The following is a 14,927-nucleotide window of genomic DNA, read 5'->3' as shown; positions in this document are numbered from 1 at the left end:
TATTTTGTTTAACTCAGTATTATATTTATTCATGCTCTGCTTTTGGGATAGATAGTGGTTTGGCGATTACTATCAGATCAAATTCAGAGCATGTTTTCAAGTTTTATTCCTTAAGATCCAACCTATGAGTGCTAATTAAGTAATGCTAAACAGCCTTAAAACAAAAAACCGCCAGTTGGCGGTTTTTTTAATGTGCTTTTGTAATTAACCTAAAAGCTCACCAAGTTGTGAACTAACAGCTTCAACAGCTTGTGTACCATCTAATTTATGGTATTGAGTGTTACCAGCCGCAGCTTCTGCTTGGTAATAATCAACTAATGGCATAGTTTGCTCGTGGTAAATACCTAAACGTTTACGTACTGTTTCTTCAGTATCGTCAGCGCGAACAATTAAGTCATCTCCAGTTTCGTTGTCTTTACCTTCCACTTTTGGCGGGTTATAAACAATGTGGTAAACACGACCAGAACCAGGATGAACACGACGTCCGCCCATACGCTCAACAATTACTTCATCCGCAACGTCAAATTCAATAACGTGATCAACCACTACGCCATTTTCTTTCATTGCATCGGCTTGAGGAATTGTGCGTGGGAAACCATCAAGTAAAAAACCTTTCTCACAATCCGCTTTAGTAATACGCTCTTTTACTAAACCAATAATAATATCATCAGAAATTAGTTGACCAGCATCCATTACTTTTTTTGCTTCCAAGCCTAGTGGCGTGCCTTCTTTAATTGCTGCACGTAACATATCGCCAGTAGAGATTTGTGGAATACCGTATTTGTCCATTAAAAACTGAGCTTGAGTACCTTTACCAGCACCCGGCGCGCCCAAAAGTATAATGCGCATATTATTGTCCCCTAGTATGGATAATTATTTTAAAGCCTGAATTCTTCCACAAGCGCCGCCGATACTCAAGCAACTTATACTAATTGATGAGTTGCAAGTGTATTTACAGTGCATTAAAAAAGGGAACACATGTTCCCTTTTATTTAAAGTATATAATTTATACTTTTATTAACTAAATAAATAGCTAACTGACTACTTGCTTAGTTCAAGCATAAGCTTGTTTAAGCGAGTAACAAATCCAGTTGGATCTTTAAGTGTACCGCGCTCTGCAAGCAATGCTTGGTCTAGTAAAACATGTGACCACTGTGAAAACTTATCTTCGTCTTGCTCGTCATTTAAATGCTTAACAAGTTGGTGTTCTGGGTTTAGCTCAAACACAGGTTTCGCTTCAGGGGCTGCTTGACCAACAGATTCCATTAGCTTTTGCATTTGTGAGCTCATGTCGTTGTCGTCGCTTACAACACATGCTGGAGAGTCTGTTAAGCGGTGCGTAAAGCGTACTTCTTTAACGTCATCACCTAGTGCTGTTTTAATACGTTCAACAAGCCCAGCCATCTCTTTTTCAGACTCTTCTTGTGCTTTTTTAGTCTCTTCGTCGTCCAGCTTACCTAAATCTAAATCACCACGTGTGATTGACTGTAGTTGCTTATCAGCAAATTCAGTTAAGTGGCTCATCATCCACTCGTCAACACGGTCACTTAGTAACAATACTTCAATACCTTTTTTGCGGAAAATCTCTAAATGAGGAGAATTTTTCGCAGAAGTGAATGTATCAGCTACTACATAGTAAATTTTGTCTTGGTCTTCGTTCATGCGCTCAACATATTGCTCAAGCGACACATCTTGCGTTTCTGAATCAGTATGAGTAGAAGAAAAGCGTAATAACTTACAAACAGCTTCTTTGTTTGCCGCATCTTCAGCTGGGCCTTCTTTCATTACTTGACCAAACTCGTTCCAAAATACTTGGTAATCGTCAGCTTTGTTTTTAGCCATACGCTCAAGCATTTTAATAATGCGCGATGTACACCCTTTACGAATAGCTTGCGTTACTTTGTTATCTTGTAGAATTTCGCGAGATACGTTTAATGGTAAATCGTTTGAATCTAATAAACCTTTTACAAAGCGAAGGTAGCTTGGCATAAACTGCTCAGCATCATCCATTACAAATACACGTTGTACGTAAAGTTTTAAACCACTTTGACGCTCACGGTTCCATAAATCGAAAGGTGCTTTTTTAGGGATATATAAAAGGCTAGTGTATTCAGTTTTACCTTCAACCTTATTATGTGCCCAGCTAAGTGGATCTTCCCAATCGTGGCTTACGTGCTTGTAAAACTCTTTGTACTCTTCATCAGAAAGCTCTGACTTATCACGCGTCCACAATGCCGTTGCACGGTTAATACTTTCCCATTCACCTGGTACTGCTGGGATTTTTTCGCCGTCTTCGCCTTCAGACTCAGGTACTTCTGCTTTAAACATTTGTACTGGTGTAGAAATATGGTCTGAGTATTTAGTAACAATGCCACGTAAGCGGTAATCGTCAGAAAATTCTTTTTCTTCATCACGAAGATGTAGAATGATGTCGGTACCACGGCCTTCTTTTTCAATTTCTTGAAGCGTGTATTCTCCTTCACCTTGAGATTCCCACTCGTAAGCCGTTGTTTCGCCTGCTTTACGTGTACGAACAGTCACTAAATCGGCAACAATAAATGCTGAGTAAAAACCAACACCGAATTGACCAATTAGCTGTGAATCTTTACTTTGATCACCCGTTAAATTTTTGAAAAAATCAGCAGTACCTGACTTTGCAATAGTACCTAATGAGCTAATTACTTCATCGCGCGTCATACCAATACCATTATCAGAAATAGTAATGGTATTTGCTTCTTTATCTGCGCTAATACGTACACGTAAATCGGCATCACCTTGGTAAAGGTCGCCTTGAGATAGCGCTAAAAAGCGTAACTTGTCTGCTGCGTCTGATGCATTTGACACAAGCTCGCGTAAAAATATTTCTTTATTAGAATAAAGAGAATGAATCATTAAGTTTAATAATTGTTTTACTTCTGTTTGAAAGCCTAATGTTTCTTTTTGTGCTGCAGTCATTTATATATCTCCAATTTGCAAAGTGTCTGCGTTATGCACTTAATATGGGGTGAGGTGTTAGAACTTCAAGGGAAAACAAATATTTTTTTGATAAGAAAAAGTAAAAAGAAGCTATTTAATTTATTGCTCACCCAGGTGTTTATTACAGGAGAATCATAATTTGACATAGGAAACAGCCCTTTCGTTATTCTTATAGCCTGCATCCGTGTAGGCTATAAAAGCAAATTACCTTAGGGTGTGTTGTTCTTTGTGAATTGGAATTTGTTCAATCAAGGGGCGATTTGATCACGGCGCGAGGTTTGTAATCTGGCGGGCTCGATAACTGCTCCAGCGTTATTCTATTGACTTACATCCATATAAGAATAAATAAAAATTGAGCAAAGCTTCCGCGTCCTGCTCACGCCGCTTACCTGCACCCTTTGGGTCCTAAAAGAACCCAAAGGGCTGTGCATGCATTGCCTTTATACCGCGTTATCGTCTATTTATGGGGAACAACCACACATCATAGGCTCTGCCTTGCTTAAATACCAAGCACACCGCTGTAAATTCAGCCACCAAAGATCAACACGCCCCAATCATTATTTCATTTTTATTTTATATTTTTTAAATTAGCTAAGCGCTTAGCGTATAAAGCAGCACCAACAACGGGGCTATGAAGTGGCTCATAAAGTTTATAGTTGCTCGAAAAACGCTTTAATGCATTAATAAAAGGAAACAGCACTAATGCCCCAGCATTAAACACACCGCCAGAATAAGATACCTTAACCTCTTCATCTTCATCTTCAGCGAACGGTAATACTTTACGAACCCCTTCAACTATTTCAGCTAATTCGTTAGCCGCATCATCTAAAATGGCTATGGCGTATTTGTCGCCCTCTGAAGCAGCCTTACAAACTAAAGTAGAAATAGAAGCCACTTTACTTCTATCCCCATTCCAATCACAAAGCACTAATCCTGTAATATCTAGGTCACTTTCAATATGAAACGTCGTTTTTAATAAAAAGTATAGCGGCCCTTTGGCTAAGCGCCCATCACTCATTTTTGTAAATACTTGCAGTCCTTTACAGCCAATCCAATAAGCAGAGCCTTCATCACTAAAAAGCTCCCCCCAACCACCACAGCGAGCATTTTGGTTCTTACTCACGCCATAAGCGATTGAACCAGTCCCTGAAACAATGTTAATACCGTCAGCACCATTAAATGCAGCAGCCCAACCATTGACCATATCATTATCACAATGATACTTATCAGAGCGCATAAAGTGTGACGGCAAAGCATTAATTTCATCAATTAACTTACTGTCTTCGCCATATGCGGGTAACCCAAAAAAAGCAAAAGTAATATCATCTACTGAACCGTTCACTTGCTCAAGCAGTGCTTTAACACCCGACTCTAAAACCGATTGTGCGCCATCTAAGCCAACTTCAACATAGTAACAAGTTCCAGATTCATGGCTTGCTACTACATTATGTGCGTGATCAAGTAATGTAAACGCCGTTTTTGTTCCACCGCCATCAACACCTAAATAATACATATTGTTTCTCCTGTTCAATTATCTTTGCTTATAAAGCATAGATATTTACACCTTGCACAACACGGTTTATTGTTCCAGATGAGCTAGGGTTATCGGGTGTATTATTGATCGCTAAGGCATGCTCAAAACCATACATTTGCACGCAAACAATATAAGGGAAAAGCAAAAATATATCTTCTGCATTTTCCATTCCTGATAAAGACAAACATTCAAAACCAGTGTGTTCTTCACTTGCTTTAGCATCAACGACAATAATCTCACCTACTTCTGAGTCACCGGTTAGCTCAGTGAGTAAATCTAAATCATATTTACGCGTTAACGGGTGATTTGAAATAAATAATATAACGAGCGTTTTATCATTCACAATTGCTTTTGGTCCATGCCTGAATCCTAACGGAGAATCAAAGCTCGACACTGCTACACCGTCGGTAAGCTCAAGTAATTTTAATGCACCTTCTCGAGCAAGCCCTTTAAATATCCCACTTCCAAGATAAATAACGCGTTCGTACTTTTTATTTGCAACTGTTTTTATTATTTGGTCATAGCGCGTTATTAACGACTCTGTAGCGGCCATGCTTTTTTCAAATTGTAATTTGAAATTTTCTACCGGACAAAATACATACAATGCAGATAACATCATCGAGCTAAAGCTCGACGTCATTGCAAAGCTTATGTCGTTTGTTTCTGGAGGCATTAATAAAGCAAATTTATTAGTACCAGAGCAACGCTTATACAACTCGCCCTCTTCGTTACATGTAATTGCTAACTGGTAACACTCTTTAACTAATGAATCAGCATAGTCAACAGATGCAACACTTTCTGGGCTATTTCCTGAGCGAGCAAACGACACTAAAAGAGTCGGTATATCCGATTGAAAATAATCATGTGGATTTGATACTAAATCAGTTGTAGCTATCGCCTCTACTCGTTTACCTAACTTAGCACAAACCGCAGGGGCAATACTCTCGCCAACAAAAGCAGATGTGCCTGCGCCTGTAAAAATAATACGTAAATTAGGCTTTGCTAAAATAGGTTTCAAAAATGCATCAATACTAGGCTGAACTTGTATTAAATTAGACAGCACTTTATCCCAACACGCTGGCTGTTGTTGAATCTCTTTTGCCGTCCAATACGCGTCTTTCTCTTTTAATAAATCTTGAGAATAGTTTAAGTAAGTCATAGGTTAAGCGTCCTTTTTTTGAGCGTTAACAGCTGTATTACAAGCAACAGAATACTGCTCTAATACTTGAGAAATTTTATGAAAAATTAATTCACGTATATTCATTTTTAGTTTTCCATCTTTAATAGCTTGATGTTGCTCGGGCATAAACTGGCTAAGTAGCGTTAAAGGCGGTGGAGAAAGCTGAAGATTATTAATCAATAGATCTAATGCAAAATCAACTTTTGGCGTAGGCCAATAATAACGAACTCGGTCACTTAAGCTGTACTGGCAATCTAAGGCTTGTTGTTTTGCCTCTGTTGCATAATACTTTTTCCAATAGACTGGATTTTCATGCATTGCTTCTAAAATGACACTTTTTACATTTGAGAGTGATTCTAAGTCTATCCACTCTTTTTCAATAGCATCTAAAGCCCAAACGGCCTCGCGAAGCGCGAATGTTAACCACGGACCAACCTTTAATATGGCAAAATGCCCTTTTACTAATTCACTCAAATGCCCAACGGATTGATAATCAGTTGAATGTGCTTCAAACACCATATTTTTATTTGACTCAATAAATTGACTCAATACGACCGCTTTTTCTGGCTCAAAGGCAATTACTTTATGGTGATCAAACTCAACACCTGGCTGAACAACTAAACCAATAATACGCTCCCAAGCATCTTTTAAGCCCACTTTATTAAACGCGTCATAATGCACATTAATTGTTTCATTCGCCGCTTCAGGCGATGTAACTTCTAAGCAATCGAGCCCTTCTTGCGCTCCACCTGGAACCGGCACCTCTGTACCTATAACGTACACTGGTGGTTCACCGCCTACTTTCTGCCATGTTTTTTCAGCTACAGCGCACAACCGAGCCGCACGTTTAGCAACATCAGCATCCCCCAAGGGAACAGGATCATCTGAACAAGACATTGAACAATCTAAATGAATTTTTCTAAAACCAGCACTAACATAAGCATCTATAAGTACATCTGATTTAGCCATCGCTTCATCAGCGGATAAATCCTGCCAACAATTTGGGCCTAAATGATCTCCACCCAAAATAACTTTATTAAGAGGTAAACCTACTTTATTAGCTAAAACATGGATTAGATCATAAAAATCACTCGGTGTTTTCCCCGTATAACCACCGTCTTGATTCACTTGATTAGACGTTGCCTCAACTATCAGATGTTCACCCTTACTTAATGCATGCTTCATAGCAGCCTCAAGCACTAATGGGTGTGATGAACACACTGAATATAATCCATTTTGTTTACCCATTTTATGCTGTTGAATTAAATCTAGTAATACTTTCAATTGACCTCCTAATAAAGCAGTTAAAACTGAAATGTTTTTAAATAACTGAGCTGAGTATGAAACAAACATAGAAACAAGTAAACAACTTTTAGTTTCATTTAGCTTCACTTTGAATTTAAAAACACTAAAGTTAAATAAAAAGATGCGTTTAGATTGCAAATCAATCTCAATTGTTAATATTACTTTAATTTAATTTCATTTTATTGTCACTTTTCGTTTGACAGTAGTTTCAATGTCCTCCAGTATGATTGTGCGGTTTAGTAGAATGATTTCTATATTTATTACAATAAAAAATCCAACAGGTGAATATTATGAACAACAGGATCAGCTTTAAAAAAACCTTATTGACGATTGCAATATTTGGCGCATGTCATCAACAAGTGCTAGCTCAAGAAACGCAAGAAAGTACAGACATTGAAGTAATTAGTATTACAGGTGTACGTGGCAGTCTTGCTAAGTCGTCAGATATAAAACAAGAGGCTAAATCTTTAGTTGATTCAATTGCCGCCGAAGAGTTGGGTCGGTTTCCTGATAATAATGTAGCGGATTCCCTTTCTCACATTTCGGGGATTACAGTTAGCCGAACACGTGGTGGTGAAGCTCAATATGTAAATATTCGAGGACTAGGACCAGAATTTAGTATTGTAACACTTAACAACAGAATTTTAGCAACCGACGATGGCGGTCGTAACTTTGCATTTGATGTACTCCCTTCTGAAATGATAAGTGGCGCGGATGTATGGAAATCAGTAGAAGCCAAAAATATAGAAGGCAGTATTGGTGGTGCTGTTAACCTTAAGTCAGCGCGTGCCTTTGATAACCCAGGCCAGCAAATGCTTTTTTCTGCTACCGCTGATTACAATGATTTATCAGAAGATACCGGTAAAAAATTAAATGCTATTTATAGTAATACGTTCGCTGATGATACCGTTGGCTTCATTTTTGGCTTATCACACTCAACAGGCACTCGACGCACCGATGAGATGTTTGATAATTTCTTCTTTGGTGTCGATGATGAAATATCATACGATGTAAACAATGATGGAAATATCACATCTGATGAAACCAACCTTGTTATGCCTGGTTCATACGCACTCGGTGTTTATGCGACTGACTTTAAACGCACCGGTGTTACGTCTTCGATTGAATGGAAAGTATCCGATCGTTTTGAACTTGTTGCCGATGTAATGCTTACCAAACTAGAATCTGATGCAACTGGATACTCGCAGTCTTTTTATATGGCAGACGAAAGCGCTGCACAAAATCGATTATCTAATATTGTTCTCGATGGTAATGTTGTAACAGCAATGGATATTGCAGATGTATCGATGGAATTAATCACATTGGATGAACACAGAACTGTTGATACCAAAATGTTTGGCTTAAGTGGTACTTTTAATGCGACCGATGACTTGACTATTAAAGGTGATATTTACCAATCAAGTTCTGAGCGTGACTCCGGCGGTAAAAACACTTACGTTGTTGCAGGTGCGCCTGGTGCGCATACTGGTCATTACGAATCTAATTCTGGCGGTTTACCTGATTACATTGCAAACTGGACACAAGGTAGAACATCTGACGACTTTGGGAATGACGATTTTTCACCGCACTGGGCTGCTCGTGATGGCAGCGACATTAAAGACACCGTTACCGGTGTTTCATTAGATGCGGAGCTACTTCTCGATTATAAATACATGCCAAAAGTACAGTTTGGTGCTGCGTTTACATCAAGAGATAAAACAAATACCGCTTACGATAACTATGAACTAGGCGCCTGTAATTATTGTGGCTATCCGTTCACTTTTGGCGAAGTGGGCGCTGATGTTACCAGAGAATTCCCTTATGATGATTTTTTTGCTGGTGATTCTGCAAATATCCCCCGCTCTTTTCCGATTTTTAGTATCCCTGATTATGCGGCCGGTTTAGCGGCATCAGATGGTCAAACAATTACAGACTATTTAGGGAATGAAAGAACATTTGGCGAGAATGAGTCTGATTTATGGTCACCTATTTTTAACCCTGTAAATTCTTATGATATTACAGAAGATACGACCGCAATTTATGTTCAAGCCGATTTAGCCGGCGAAGAATGGTTTGCCAATGTTGGTTTACGTTGGATTGAAACCGAAGTGTCGTCTAAATATTCTTATAACTCTATTCAGTCTATACAAATCGTTAACCCCGACGCAGCGAATCCATCTTGGGATGTTACCTATTCAGACAGTGCCGGCCAAGAAGCACAAGGAAGCTATAGCAAATTGCTCCCAGCAATAAATGCGGGCCTTTACCTTAGCGAAGATCTTTTGTTACGTGGCGCATTAGCACAGTCATTATCGCGACCAACTTTAGATCAATTGGCTCCACTTACGACCGATAACGCACAGTCGGGGTTATTCACTATGGCGATTAGTGGCAACCCAAGTATTGAGCCGGTATTTTCAGATCAAGCCGATCTTTCTCTAGAATGGTATTTTGAAGAAGGTGGAATGTTAGCCGGTGCTATATTTTGGAAAGACTTAGACGGTTTTATTACAATAAATACCACTCAAGTAGAAATTGCATCCGAAACATTCCAAGTAACTCAGCCTATTAACGGCGATTCAGCAGAAGTTTTAGGTGCTGAACTAAGTGTACAGAAATTCTTCGAAAGTGGCTTTGGATTTACCGCAAGCTATGCCTATACAGACACTAGTACAACAATCGATGGGGTAGATGCGGGTCCGTTAACAGGCGTTGCTGATAACTCATACTCTGTTTCATTCATTTATGAAGATGATAAATTCAGCACCCAAATAGCACTCGATTATACCGATGACTACGTAACTGACTCATTTAGCCCTCTTGGTGATGATTATCAAACATCTATGGATGAGCAATATATTGTTTCCGCGTCATTGCAATATAACATTGATGAAAACTTTCAAGTCTTTGTTGAAGCACAAAATTTGCTTGATGAATCAAACCAAACATTTCAAGGTCGAGATGATATGCCCGGTTCTATTCAATTATATGGAAGAACACTTAGCTTAGGCGTACGTGCATCTTTTTAAGTTTTAGTGCTAAAAACGAATGCCTATATAAAATATATAGGCATTCGATAACAACGTTTACATATAACTTCACATCATATAAATACGATAAAAAGATATCACCAATATAATAAGAGATATATAAAATGCAAAAACCTTGGTTACTTTTCGCGGTCGCTGTTACCGTTATGTGGGGATTATGGGGTGCATTGACCGCAATGCTCGCAAGCAGTACTCCTTCAACAATTATTTATTCTATTTGGGCTGTGACGATGGTCATACCTTGTGTTATTGCGCTTAAATTAGTCGGCTGGAAATTAGCAACTGATAAATACTCAATTTTACTGGGGTGTACAATTGGGTTTCTTGGCTCTGGTGGTCAAATGCTGTTGTTCCATGCTGTAGATACCGGCCCTGCTTACCTTATTTTCCCCATTGTTTCATTGTCGCCACTCATCACTATCGTTTTGTCTTTTTTATTACTCAAAGAACGTACTGGCAAGCTAGGCACTATTGGTATTTGTTTAGCGCTAATAACACTGCCATTATTTGAATACTCACAAGGCGATGAATCAAGTACACACAATTTAGTATGGTTCTTACTCGCTATTTCAGTGATGGCTGCATGGGGGCTACAAGCTTTTTTTATGAAGTTCTCTAATAACCACATGAACGCCGAAAGCATCTTTTTTTACATGACAATTACAGCGCTTCTATTAATTCCTGTTGCTTACTTTATGACTGATACACAATCATTAAAAGACTTTGATTTTAGTACAATCCCATCAATTGCAGGTATTCAAATCCTAAATTCTATTGGTGCTTTATGCCTGGTTTATGCATTTCGTTATGGTAAAGCAATGGTAGTGTCGCCTTTAACAAACGCAGGTGCCCCTTTAATCTCTTCAATATTAAGTATTCTTTTTATTGGAATTATCCCGAATGAATTTAAGATTTTAGGCATCATACTCGCCATTATCGCAGCAATATTATTGGCTATAGAACCTGAAGATAACAAATCAAGTAACTAATTTTTGAGAGGCTATTATGAAAAAACACATTGGCGCTATTTCTATTTTCGCATTTTCTCTAACCGGTTGCTCAGGCGTAAGTGATAAAGCTAACAACGCACACTACACAATGAGCGATTACTACTCAGTAAATAAAATTGACGCTCATGTACATGCCAATAACACGTCTGCGGCTTTTATTGAGCAAGCGCAAAAAGACAACATAAAGTTACTATCAATAAACGTCGACTACCCCGACTTTCCTAGTATTGATAAACAAGCGAGTATTGCGCAGTTACTTTCGAAAAAATACCCGCTTAATTTTTATTTCGTTACCACGTTTTCAATGCAAGGTGCAGACACACCCCAATGGAAAAACAATGTAATTAAACGCATTGATTTGGCAATAAATAAAGGCGCTAAAGCAGTAAAAGTATGGAAAAACATAGGGATGGATTTTAAAAACCAAAAGCAAAATTTGGTAATGATTGACGATCCTCTTTTCGATCCTATTTTTAACCATTTAACCAATAAAAACATTCCATTGATTGGTCATCAAGGCGAGCCTAAAAATTGCTGGTTACCTGTGAGTAAAATGACGGTAAATAATGATAAACAATATTTTGCAGCTCATCCGCAATACCATATGTATTTACACCCTGAAATGCCAAGCTATGAGCAACAAATGCAAGTTCGTAACAATATGCTTAATAAGCACCCTAATATGCATTTTATGGGAGCACACTTAGCAAGTTTAGAGTGGAGCGTTGATGAAATAGCCTTATTTTTAGATACCTACCCAAATGCAGTTGTCGATTTGGCAGCAAGAATGGGGCAAATTCAGTATCAATCAAAACTCGATAAACAGAAAGTACGTGAATTTTTTATTAAATATCAAACTCGTATTTTATATGCGACTGATTTAACTCACGCTCCTGACGCTACTGATATGCAGCTTAAAAAAGAAGCTCATAAAAAATGGACTGAAGACTGGCTGTATCTAAATACAGATAAGTCATTAAGTGTGCCTGAAGTGGATGGCGATATCGTGGGTTTGGCATTACCAAAAAGCGTTGTTGATAATTTGTATGCTAACAACGCCGTTCGTTTTTTCAATATAAGTGCAAACTAATCGTTAGCTTTGCACTTTCAACATATATTATTTTAAAGGTTAAATAATGAAAAAAAATTACACCTCTAACTTACTCATTTGCGCCATTAGCACTTTTTCACTTGTAAGCTGCTCTAAACAAGCAATTAACTCAACTATCAACAATGATATAGTTTACACCGTAAAAACAGATGCTCTTTCTTTAGAATTTAATAATTTACTGCATAGTCATATTGTCGGGAATGTAAACGGAAACCAAATAGCGTTAGGCGACATTAAGCCTAGTGAATATGTGGTGACACTTGATAAAAACGTGATTAGCGACTTTAACTTTATTGAAAAAAAAGTGCAGCCAATAGAAAACGAATTAGGCTACGGCACCCAAGTAGAGCTAAGCGGTATATCATCACAAGGACTGCTTAAAAAAACTGTTGTGAGTGTATATAAACGCTACCCGACTATGGCATTTTTTAATGTGAGTTACACGAATACAACTGACGCTAATATTAAAATTGTTAAATGGGTTAATAACGACTACACACTTTCAGACAATAAAACGGTTCAAACCGAGCAGCCCGCCTACTGGTCTTATCAGGGCGCTTCTTATGAAGATCGAAGAGATTGGATAACCCCAATCACACCTGGTTATAGCCAGAAAAATTACATGGGTATGAACTCATCAGATTACGGCGGCGGCACTGCAATAGTCGATTTATGGCGAAAAGATATAGGTATTGCCGTCGGTCATACCGAAACATCGCCTAAATTAGTTTCATTACCACTTAATTATACAAAAACAGATAACGGTGCAACAATTCACGTTGAGCTTGAGAAAGGAAATGAACTCAAAAAAGGTGAAACACTTAATACCATTCAAACCTTTGTTAACGTCCATAATAACGATTATTACGCCACACTTAAAAGCTACCGCAAAGTAATGGCTGATAAAGGGTTAAAAATGGCTGATGTACCCGACTCAGCATACGAGCCAATTTGGTGTGCGTGGGGTTACGACCGTAACTTTGACGTAAATGAAGTACTTGGTACATTAGAAACCGCTAAAAAAATGGGTTTAGAATGGGCTGTTCTCGATGATGGCTGGCAGACAGCTGAAGGTGATTGGTACTTAGACCGTAAAAAGTTCCCTAATGGCGATGAAGATATGAAAGCCTTTGTATCTAAAATAAACGAAGCAGGGCTAAAAGCAAAATTATGGTGGGCTCCTTTAGCGGTAGATCCTGGCACCGACTTATTACACGAACACACCGACATGTTATTACTTGATGAAAATGGAGCTGTTCAAGACGTAACATGGTGGAATAGTTTTTACCTTTGCCCTGCCTACAAAGACACAATTGAGCACAGTAAAGCACTTGTTCGCAAAATGCTGGGGGAATGGGGATATGAAGGGCTTAAGATTGACGGACAACACCTCAACGGCGTTGCGCCTTGTTATAACCCTGCACACAATCATGCATACCCAGAAGAGTCTGTAGAAAAGTTAGCCGAGTATTGGGAAGAAATATTTAAAACAGCAAAAGAAGTAAAACCCGATGCGGTGATTGAAATTTGTCCTTGCGGCACATCTTACGCTTTCCATAACTTGCCTTTTATGAATCAAACTGTTAGCTCAGATCCGTTATCGTCTTGGCAAATACGCCACAAGGGAAAAACGCTAAAAGGTTTAATGGGCGAATCATCACCTTATTATGGAGATCATGTTGAGCTTAGTGATAATGCCAATGACTTTGCTTCATCAGTTGGCATTGGAGGCATTGTTGGTACAAAATTTACCATGCCTAACTCAACGGGTATTGCCGCTGAATTTGCCTTAGATAAAGAAACAGAACAAACATGGAAAAAATGGATTGATATATACAAAGAAAAAATGCTGCCTAAAGGTATCTATTTAGGGGAGTTATACGATATTGGTTTTGACCTCCCAGAAACCCATGCAATACAAAAAGGCGCTAATATGTATTACGCATTTTATGCCGATAGCTGGGATGGCGAAGTGGAACTAAGAGGGTTAGAACAAGGCGAGTATCAAATAAAAGACTATGTGAATAATAAAATTTTAGGCACAACCTCAGGTACTAACGCTAAGTTAAATACTCAATTTAAAGGTTACTTATTATTAGAGTTGACGCCAACAAAGGCGATTAATTAATGAAGTCAATTATCTATTTATTGTTGTATATAGGGTGCTCTTTTTGTATAGCTCAGCCGTTAGCGGTAAAAGATACTGCACCAGCATTTTCTTTACCGTTATTAAACGATGAACACACGATCACCCTATCCGATTATAAAGGCAAAGTAGTGTATGTTGATTTTTGGGCGTCATGGTGCGTACCATGTCGCCGCTCATTTCCTTTTTTAAATGCGCTGCGAGAAGAGTATACAGACAAAGGCTTTGAGGTAATTGCAATAAACTTAGAGCAAGAGTCTGAGGCTGCTAATGCGTTTTTAACTCAACACCCTGTTTCATACCCTGTTGTAGCTGGCTATAACAGTACAGTGGGCACTGATTACGAAATTATAGCTATGCCAACAGCCTATCTAATAGGCAAGGATGGGAACATAAGGGTTAAACATATGGGGTTTAATACTGCACAAAAAGATTATCTTGAGGCCGTTGTCGACAAGCTCGTTTCAGAGTTTTAAACGAAGGGTTTAAACTAGTAATTGTTCATAGGTTAGACATTAAGAGATAATTGGATTCAGGCCGCATTTTAATCGTCCTTTTTCTTTATCTCTTTTTGGGTTCGCTCTTCGTGCATATTTTGACAAAAAAATGATAGTT

The 14,927-nt window shown here is 38.5% G+C and carries 10 protein-coding genes; 5 read left to right on the top strand and 5 right to left on the bottom strand.

What is annotated here, in order from left to right; translation table 11 throughout:
* Positions 1-204: 204 nt before the first annotated feature.
* The 5 genes from adk to I6F65_RS19800 all read right to left on the bottom strand — a co-directional run bounded on the left by adk (position 205) and on the right by I6F65_RS19800 (position 6,974).
* Positions 205-849 (bottom strand): adenylate kinase, encoded by a 645-nt coding sequence (gene adk / locus I6F65_RS19820; RefSeq protein ID WP_007584076.1) that lies wholly within the window; start codon positions 847-849, stop codon positions 205-207.
* A 192-nt stretch (positions 850-1,041) separates the two neighbouring features.
* A complete protein-coding gene (gene htpG, locus I6F65_RS19815) occupies positions 1,042-2,955 on the bottom strand; it encodes a molecular chaperone HtpG (RefSeq protein WP_197114552.1) in 1,914 nt (637 codons plus the stop codon).
* Positions 2,956-3,544: 589 nt separating this feature from the next.
* Positions 3,545-4,489 (bottom strand): N-acetylglucosamine kinase, encoded by a 945-nt coding sequence (locus I6F65_RS19810; RefSeq protein ID WP_197114550.1) that lies wholly within the window; start codon positions 4,487-4,489, stop codon positions 3,545-3,547.
* A 28-nt stretch (positions 4,490-4,517) separates the two neighbouring features.
* Positions 4,518-5,669: an SIS domain-containing protein gene (locus I6F65_RS19805; protein ID WP_166110739.1), complete on the bottom strand. Its 1,152-nt coding sequence runs from the start codon at positions 5,667-5,669 to the stop codon at positions 4,518-4,520.
* Between the two features lie 3 nt (positions 5,670-5,672).
* Positions 5,673-6,974, bottom strand: coding sequence for a D-tagatose-bisphosphate aldolase, class II, non-catalytic subunit (locus tag I6F65_RS19800; protein ID WP_166110736.1), 1,302 nt, complete (start codon positions 6,972-6,974; stop codon positions 5,673-5,675).
* Between the two features lie 311 nt (positions 6,975-7,285).
* Between I6F65_RS19800 and I6F65_RS19795 the strand changes: the two genes are divergently transcribed.
* The 5 genes from I6F65_RS19795 (at position 7,286) to I6F65_RS19775 (ending at position 14,788) form a co-directional block, all read left to right on the top strand.
* Positions 7,286-10,024 (top strand): TonB-dependent receptor, encoded by a 2,739-nt coding sequence (locus tag I6F65_RS19795; RefSeq protein WP_166110733.1) that lies wholly within the window; start codon positions 7,286-7,288, stop codon positions 10,022-10,024.
* A 125-nt stretch (positions 10,025-10,149) separates the two neighbouring features.
* Positions 10,150-11,034 carry a DMT family transporter gene (locus I6F65_RS19790; RefSeq protein ID WP_166110730.1) on the top strand — a complete coding sequence of 295 codons (885 nt, stop codon included), beginning with the start codon at positions 10,150-10,152 and terminating at the stop codon, positions 11,032-11,034.
* Between the two features lie 16 nt (positions 11,035-11,050).
* Positions 11,051-12,145: an amidohydrolase family protein gene (locus I6F65_RS19785; protein ID WP_166110727.1), complete on the top strand. Its 1,095-nt coding sequence runs from the start codon at positions 11,051-11,053 to the stop codon at positions 12,143-12,145.
* A gap of 46 nt (positions 12,146-12,191) precedes the next feature.
* Positions 12,192-14,294, top strand: a complete 2,103-nt coding sequence (locus I6F65_RS19780; RefSeq protein ID WP_166110724.1) for a glycoside hydrolase family 36 protein — start codon at positions 12,192-12,194, stop codon at positions 14,292-14,294.
* Positions 14,294-14,788, top strand: coding sequence for a TlpA disulfide reductase family protein (locus I6F65_RS19775; RefSeq protein WP_166110721.1), 495 nt, complete (start codon positions 14,294-14,296; stop codon positions 14,786-14,788). The genes I6F65_RS19780 and I6F65_RS19775 overlap by 1 nt, the downstream gene beginning before the upstream one ends.
* Positions 14,789-14,927 lie beyond the last annotated feature (139 nt).

Source organism: Pseudoalteromonas sp. SWXJZ94C, from assembly GCF_015864385.1.
GTDB lineage: Bacteria > Pseudomonadota > Gammaproteobacteria > Enterobacterales > Alteromonadaceae > Pseudoalteromonas.
This window is presented reverse-complemented; position numbering and strand designations above follow the sequence as displayed.

Coding starts and splice junctions, on each gene's coding strand:
- adk (WP_007584076.1), bottom strand. CDS start 849: ATGCGCATTATACTTTTGGGCGCGCCGGGTGCTGGTAAAGGTACTCAA.
- I6F65_RS19775 (WP_166110721.1), top strand. CDS start 14,294: ATGAAGTCAATTATCTATTTATTGTTGTATATAGGGTGCTCTTTTTGT.
- htpG (WP_197114552.1), bottom strand. CDS start 2,955: ATGACTGCAGCACAAAAAGAAACATTAGGCTTTCAAACAGAAGTAAAA.
- I6F65_RS19805 (WP_166110739.1), bottom strand. CDS start 5,669: ATGACTTACTTAAACTATTCTCAAGATTTATTAAAAGAGAAAGACGCG.
- I6F65_RS19790 (WP_166110730.1), top strand. CDS start 10,150: ATGCAAAAACCTTGGTTACTTTTCGCGGTCGCTGTTACCGTTATGTGG.
- I6F65_RS19810 (WP_197114550.1), bottom strand. CDS start 4,489: ATGTATTATTTAGGTGTTGATGGCGGTGGAACAAAAACGGCGTTTACA.
- I6F65_RS19785 (WP_166110727.1), top strand. CDS start 11,051: ATGAAAAAACACATTGGCGCTATTTCTATTTTCGCATTTTCTCTAACC.
- I6F65_RS19780 (WP_166110724.1), top strand. CDS start 12,192: ATGAAAAAAAATTACACCTCTAACTTACTCATTTGCGCCATTAGCACT.
- I6F65_RS19795 (WP_166110733.1), top strand. CDS start 7,286: ATGAACAACAGGATCAGCTTTAAAAAAACCTTATTGACGATTGCAATA.